Origin of the sequence: Embleya sp. NPDC005575, from assembly GCF_040605455.1 — a bacterium.
GTDB lineage: Bacteria > Actinomycetota > Actinomycetes > Streptomycetales > Streptomycetaceae > Embleya.
The window spans coordinates 22,963-29,547 of record NZ_JBEXCV010000112.1 but is presented as its reverse complement, the minus strand read 5'-3'; the positions used below and the strand labels follow the sequence as shown (position 1 = coordinate 29,547).

Genomic DNA, 6,585 nt, shown 5'->3' with positions numbered 1-6,585 from the left:
GCCCAGGTCAGCGACAGCACGGTGACCAGCGGGCCGGCCGCCACCGTGCCCTCCAACACGGCCAGTTCGGCCTGCTCGCCGAACGCGGTCCCGTGCGGCGCGGCGCCGATGGCCGCCCGGTCCCAGCCGTACGCACCGGTCAGCGTGCTGTGCACCGACGCGGTGTCCACCCGCGCGCCGAGCCCCTCGACCGAGGACCGCAGTTCCTCGCCGGCTGCCGCGGCCGGCGCCCACCCGCTCTCGCGCACCGCGGTGCCCGCCGGCGCCAGGACGTGGTGCACGCGTACCTCGTAGGGGCCGCGCACCACGGCGACCGACACGATCCGGGTGTCCGGGACCGGTTGCCCGTCGAGCGTGGGCGACTGCGCCGAGGCCGCCCACCCGGGGCCCGCGCCCAACGGCTCGATCCGGCCGCGCTCGGTCACCCGACCGGCCAGGACCAGCCCGATGTGGTTGTCCGCCGGATCGCCGCCGCGAGTGGGGCCGGTCAGCGTCGAGTAGGCCAGCCGCGCGTACAGCGGATCATCGGCGTCCAGCGCGGTGGCCGGCGCGGCCGGCTGGTGGTCGGCGCCGTGGTTGACGAGCCGGGCCACGCCGTGCCCGGCGTGCACGAGCAGTCCGGGTCCGGGCAGGCCGAGCGCCGGGTCGATGTCCGCGTGCTCGGCCGGCCCGGCGCTCTCGCGCGCGGTCCACACCTCGTGCTGCTCGGGCAGCAGCAGGCCGACGAAGCCCTTGGCCGCCCAATACGGCGACGCCGAGCCCGAGTAGGGCTGCACGGTCGCCGCGTCCGGGCCGTACCAGCCCAGCGAGAGGAGGCCGTCGCGGGCCGCGCCGCGGTCCAGGAAGTGCCGCAGCACGCCGCTCGCCAGCCGCCGGGTGGTGCCCGGCGGGTACGGCGTGGCATCCACGAGCGCGCCCAGCCACAGCGGGGCCGCCGCCGCGAACCGGTAGGTCAGTGAACGCCCCTGGTGCAGCGGCGCGCCGGTGCGGTCGAAGAGCCGGCCGTATCCGGTCAGGAACTCGCGCAGCCGCTCGCGCCGGACCGGGTCGGCCGGCGCGCCCGCGACCGCCGCGCACAGCAGCGGATACAGGTGCATGGCCCAGCCGTTGTAGTGGTCGAAGTATCGCCCGGCGCCGTCGGTGTACCACCCGTCGCCGACGTACCACTTCTCGATCCGGGCCAGACCGCGGTCGATCGCGGCCCGGGCCTGCTCGGTGTGCCGGTCGGCCGCCTTCAGGAAGGTGCCCACCGCGACGGGGAAGAGCCACCAGTTGTTGTCCACCGGTTCGTGCCGCAGCGCACCGGCGAGCCAGTCGGCCGCCCGCTCGCGGGTCGACTCGTCGAGCCGGTCCCACAACTGATCCTTCGTCAGGTGCAGGGCCAGGGCCACCGAAGCGGCCTCCACCATCGCTTGGCCGCGATCGACCACGGCCGGCCAGGACTGCGCATCCGCCGTGCCCGGCTCGGCCGTTCCCGTGCGCAGTCCGTCCGCGTACGGCTCCAGCAGGTCCGCCGGGACGGGTCGGCCGGAAGCGGCGGTGCCGGCCGCGCGCAGCGCCGCGAGCAGGAACGTACGGGCGTATCCCTCCAGGCCGTCCGAGCGCTCGCCGGACCAACTCGTGCGTCCGGGCAGGGTGATCAGCGCGCCCCCCGGCGAGCGGTACGGGCGCACCGCGGCGAGCAGGCCGTCGGCCACGGCCTCCCAGTGCGCGCGGGTCCAACCGGTGTACGGGCTCAGCGTGCGGTCCTCCGGGGGCAGCACGAAGGGGTGCGGTGTGTTCACGGATCTCCTCGACTGGACGCGCCCGGGTGGCGACACGCTAGGTGGCGTCGATCGATCAGGTCAAGAGCCGGTTTGATCGAACGATCCTTTTCAATCAAAATCGAATGGCGATGCCCTAGGCTGAGCCGGTGACCGGACAGCAGCCGGGCGCAGGGGGGCATGGCCCGTTCCGGGCGTGCGCTGATCGGAAGGACGACGTCCACGGTGTTGGCGGAACAGCGGCAGGAACTCATTCTCAGGACGGCCCGCGAACAGGGCAGTGTCAAGGTGGTCGAGATCGCCGAGGAACTGGGCGTGTCCCTGGTCACCGTGCGGCGCGACGTGACCGCCCTGGTGGCGAGCGGTCTGCTGGCCCGGGTGCACGGCGGCGCCACTTTGCCGCACGCCCGCCCGTCCGCGCCGGAGCCGGGGCGGCCGCCGGCCAACGGCCACGACGGGCCGACAGTGGGCATGCTCGTACCGTCCGCCACCTACTACTTCCCGGAGGTCGTGCGCGGCGCCCGGGCCGCGGTCGAGGCGATCGGCGGCCGGCTGGTGCTGGGCATCTCGCGCTATCTGCCCAGCGAGGACCGCGACCAGGTGGACCAATTGTTGCGCGGGGGCGTGGACGGCCTGCTGCTGACCCCCTCGCGGGCGCCGGGGCCGGGCGGCGAGGACGCCTGGATGGGGCGGCTGTCGGTGCCCGTCGTGCTGGTGGAGCGCCGGGCGGAGATCGGCTCGGGCCTGGAACACCTGGACCGGGTGGCCTCCGACCACGCGTTGGGGGCGGCGCAGGCGGTCCGCCGGCTGGGCGCGCTCGGCCATGAGCGCATCCTGCTCGTGGCGCGGCTGGGCAGTCCGACCACACCGGCCGTGCATACCGGGTACACCGCCGCGATGGCCGCGCTGGGCCTGACCCCGCCGGATCCGGCCGGGGTGGAGACGCCGCATCCGGGCGAGGACGCCGACGGCTTCGACCGGGCGGTCGCCCGGGTGATCGAGGCGGCCCGCTCGGGTGCGGCCACCGCCGCGCTCGTGCACAACGACCAGGACGCGCTGCTGCTGGTGTCCCGGCTGCGCGCGGCGGGCCTGGACGTGCCCGGCGACCTGGCGCTGATCGCCTACGACGACGAGGTGGCCGCGCTGGCCGATCCGCCGCTGAGCGCGATCGCACCGGCCAAGCACGAGGTGGGCCGGATCGCGGTCGAGTTGCTTGCCGCGCGGTTGGCCGACGGGGACGACGGGCGCGCGCCGCGGCACATCTCGCTGGTGCCCAGGCTGCGGCTGCGGGCCACCACCGAGCCGGCCGACGCGGGAGAGCCGGTCGAGTCGGGCGAGCCGATTCGGACAAGCGAAAGCGACCGAACCATCCTGTGATCGAACGATCATAGTGAGTTTCGTTTTTCATCGATTGTTCATTTGCTCTTGACGCTGTTCGCTCCTGACCGAATGATGCTCGCTATCGCCTTCGATGCAGGTTCGACCCAGGAGCGTCCATGCAGCGCACATCCATCAGACTCGGCACGGCTCTCGTCGGCATAGTCACCGCCCTGAGCCTCGTCACCGGCTGTGGCGGCGGCGACGACAAGAAGAAGGACGCCGGGGCCGCCCCCGCCGCCCCGGGCGGCGGCCCGGGCCAGAAGCAGGAGCTCACCTTCTGGTCCTGGACCAAGGGCACCCAGGAGGTCGTGGACGCGTTCAACAAGTCGCACCCCGACATCCAGGTCAAGTACGAGCAGATCCCGTCCGGCAACGCGGGCGGCTACGCGAAGATGACCAACGCGGTCAAGGCGGGCAACGCCCCCGACGTGCTGACCATCGAATACCCGCAACTGCCGGACTTCGTCAGCCAAGGGGCCGTGCAGGACCTCACGTCGAAGGTGTCCGGCCTCAAGTCCAAGTTCCCCGCGTCCGTCAACAAACTGACCGAACTCGGCGGCAAGACCTGGGCGGTGCCGCTGGACGCCGCACCGATGGCGCTGTACTACCGCAAGGACTTCTTCACCGACCACAACATCGCGGTGCCCAAGACCTGGGACGAGTACCGGGCCGCCGCCGAGCAGGTCAAGAAGGCCGACCCGAACGCCCGGATCGGCACCTTCTACCCGGACGACCCCAGTACCATGGCCGGGCTGACCTGGCAGGCCGGCGGCTCCTGGTTCGGCACCGAGGGCGACGCCTGGAAGGTCTCGCTCACCGACCCGAACGCGCGCAAGGTCGGCGAGTACTGGAACAAGCTGGTCTCCGACGACCTGGTGCGCGTGCAGCCCTCGTTCAGCCAGCAGTGGAACGCCGACCTCAAGAGCGGCGGCACGGTCGGCATCGTCGGCGCCTCGTGGAGCGCGGGCGTGCTCAAGAGCAGCCAGCCCGACCTGGCCGGCAAGTGGGCGGTCGCGCCGCTGCCGAACTGGGGCACCGCGTCCAACGGCATGCTCGGCGGCTCGACCTTCGCGGTGAGCAAGGACAGCAAGAAGAGCAAGGCCGCGCTCACCTTCATCGAGTGGATGACCACCACCAAGGAGGGCATCTCCGCGCGGATCGCCAGCGGCACCTCCAGCGCGTACCCCGCCGCCACCGAGCTGGTCCCCACCGCGGCGCAGTTCTTCGACACCGGCTACTTCGGCAAGCAGGACATCTACCCGCTGTTCACCGAGGCCACCGGGACGATCGGGGCCGGCTGGACCTGGGGTCCGTCGATGACCCAGACCAACACCATCCTCAAGGACCGGTTCGGGAAGCTCTCCAGCGGCGGCACCATCGTGGGCGCCCTGGAGGAAGCCCAGCGAAGCACCGTCGAGGACCTGAAGAAGCGCGGCATCTCGGTCAAGGGCTGACCGCCGGTGCCGCCACGGCACCGGCTCCGCGAGGCCGCCCTTCGGCCCGTGATCCGCAGGCCCCCGGTGCGCCGCGCGCCGCCCCGCACCGGGGGACCGCCACGAGGAAGCAGTTCCATGAACACATCCCTGCGCGCCGGACGCCGGCGCCGGAAGACCACCGCCGCGCTGTTCCTGACCCCGTTCTACGCGCTGTTCATCGCCACCATGGTCGTGCCGATCGGCTACGCGATCTGGCTCAGCCTGTTCACCGAGAAGACCTCGGGCCTGGGCTTCGGTGGCACCAGACGCGTGTTCAGCGGCTTCGGAAACTACGCCGACGCGCTCGGCGACGAGAAGTTTCGCGACGGCTTCGTCGCGATCGGGCTGTACTGCCTCCTCTACATCCCGGTGATGGTCGGCACCGCCCTCGCCCTGGCGCTCCTGCTGGACTCGGCGCTGGCCCGGGCCCGCCGGTTCTTCCAACTCGCCTTGTTCCTGCCGCACGCGGTCCCGGGCATCATCGCCGCGCTGATCTGGGTCTACCTCTACACACCGGGCCTGAGCCCGGTCGTGGAACTGCTCGAATCCGGCGGCCTGCACTGGGACTTCCTGGCCTCGGACACCGCGCTGTTCTCGATCGTCAACATCGCCACGTGGGAGTGGATCGGCTACAACATGATCATCTTCTACGCCGCGCTCCAGGCGATCCCGCGCGAGGTGGTCGAGGCGGCCACCGTCGACGGCGCCGGACCGGTGCGCATCGCGGTCTCCGTGAAGATCCCGATGATCCGTGCCGCCGTCGCGATGACGATGTTGTTCACCATCATCGGCTCGCTGCAACTGTTCACCGAGCCGTCCATCCTCAGCGACGCCAACCCCGCCGTGGGCAGCTCCTGGACACCCAACATGTACGCCTACTCGGCCGCCTTCCGCGCCAACGACTTCGGCCTCGCGGCGGCCGCCTCGGTGCTGCTCGCCGTGTTCGCCGCGGCGCTGTCGTTCGGCGTCACCCGCCTGTCGTCCGGACGGAGGACCGCATGAGCACCACCGTGCAGCAGCCGGACGGGGTCGCGGCCGACGCGCCCGCGCCGACCCGCACACCCGCAGCCAAGCCCGCCCGCAGCCCGCGCGCCAAGAGCCGCGCCACCGAGGCGCTGATGGGCAAGGTCGCCGTCAACGGCGCCCTGGTGCTGGTCACGCTCTACATGATGCTGCCGCTGGCCTGGCTGCTGATCGCCGCGACCAAGGACATGGGCGGCCTGTTCGGCGGTGACGGCTTCGCGTTCGAGGGCTTCCACTTCACCGAGAACGTCAAGGCCGTCAGCACCGAGGGCGACGGCATCTACTGGCACTGGTACCTCAACAGCCTGCTCTACGCCGGCGTCGGCGCGGCACTCGGCTCGTTCATCAGCGTGCTGGCCGGATACGCGTTCGACAAGTTCGACTTCCCCGGCAAGGAGAAACTGTTCGGCGGCGTGCTGCTGGGCGTGCTCGTGCCCACCACCGCCGTCGCGCTGCCGCTGTACCTGCTCGCGTCCAAGGTGGGCCTGGTCAACACCTTCTGGGCGGTGTTCATCCCGGTCATCGTCAACCCGTTCGGGGTCTACCTGGCCCGAGTGTTCAGCGCCGGGTACATCCCCGGTGAGGTGCTCGAAGCCGCCCGGATGGACGGCGCCGGCGAGATTCGGACCTTCTTCTCCGTTGCCATGCCGATGATGATGCCGGGGTTCGTGACCATCTTCCTGTTCCAGTTCACCGCGATCTGGAACAACTTCTTCCTGCCCCTGGTGATGCTCTCCGACCAGAAGCTGTACCCGGTCAGCCTGGGTCTGTACTCGTGGAACACCAACGCGCACGCGTACCCCGAGTTCTATCCGCTGGTCATCACCGGATCGCTGATGGCCGTGGTCCCGCTGGTCGTGGCCTTCGTCTCGCTCCAGCGCCACTGGCGCGCGGGCCTTTCCGCGGGGAGCGTCAAGTGAGCAACGGCACCACTCGATTCGAGG

At 71.2% G+C, this 6,585-nt stretch carries 5 protein-coding genes; 4 read left to right on the top strand and 1 reads right to left on the bottom strand.

The genetic code is table 11. The annotated features are described in order from the left end of the window. Positions 1 to 1,784, bottom strand: a 1,784-nt coding sequence (locus ABZS54_RS29955) for a DUF2264 domain-containing protein (RefSeq protein WP_355542883.1), incomplete at its 3' end; no start/stop codon positions are given. Between the two features lie 204 nt (positions 1,785 to 1,988). Between ABZS54_RS29955 and ABZS54_RS29950 the strand changes: the two genes are divergently transcribed. From ABZS54_RS29950 to ABZS54_RS29935, 4 genes are all read left to right on the top strand, one after another. After that, positions 1,989 to 3,140 (top strand): substrate-binding domain-containing protein, encoded by a 1,152-nt coding sequence (locus ABZS54_RS29950; RefSeq protein WP_355542881.1) that lies wholly within the window; start codon positions 1,989 to 1,991, stop codon positions 3,138 to 3,140. A gap of 119 nt (positions 3,141 to 3,259) precedes the next feature. After that, the gene (locus ABZS54_RS29945; RefSeq protein WP_355542878.1) at positions 3,260 to 4,597 is read left to right on the top strand and encodes a sugar ABC transporter substrate-binding protein; all 1,338 of its coding nucleotides are present in this window, start codon (positions 3,260 to 3,262) and stop codon (positions 4,595 to 4,597) included. Positions 4,598 to 4,714: 117 nt separating this feature from the next. Then, the gene (locus tag ABZS54_RS29940) at positions 4,715 to 5,620 is read left to right on the top strand and encodes a sugar ABC transporter permease (RefSeq protein WP_355542875.1); all 906 of its coding nucleotides are present in this window, start codon (positions 4,715 to 4,717) and stop codon (positions 5,618 to 5,620) included. 116 nt (positions 5,621 to 5,736) lie between these two features. Continuing rightward, on the top strand, positions 5,737 to 6,561 hold the full coding sequence (locus tag ABZS54_RS29935; RefSeq protein ID WP_026219681.1) for a carbohydrate ABC transporter permease: 825 nt from the start codon (positions 5,737 to 5,739) through the stop codon (positions 6,559 to 6,561). Positions 6,562 to 6,585: the final 24 nt, after the last annotated feature.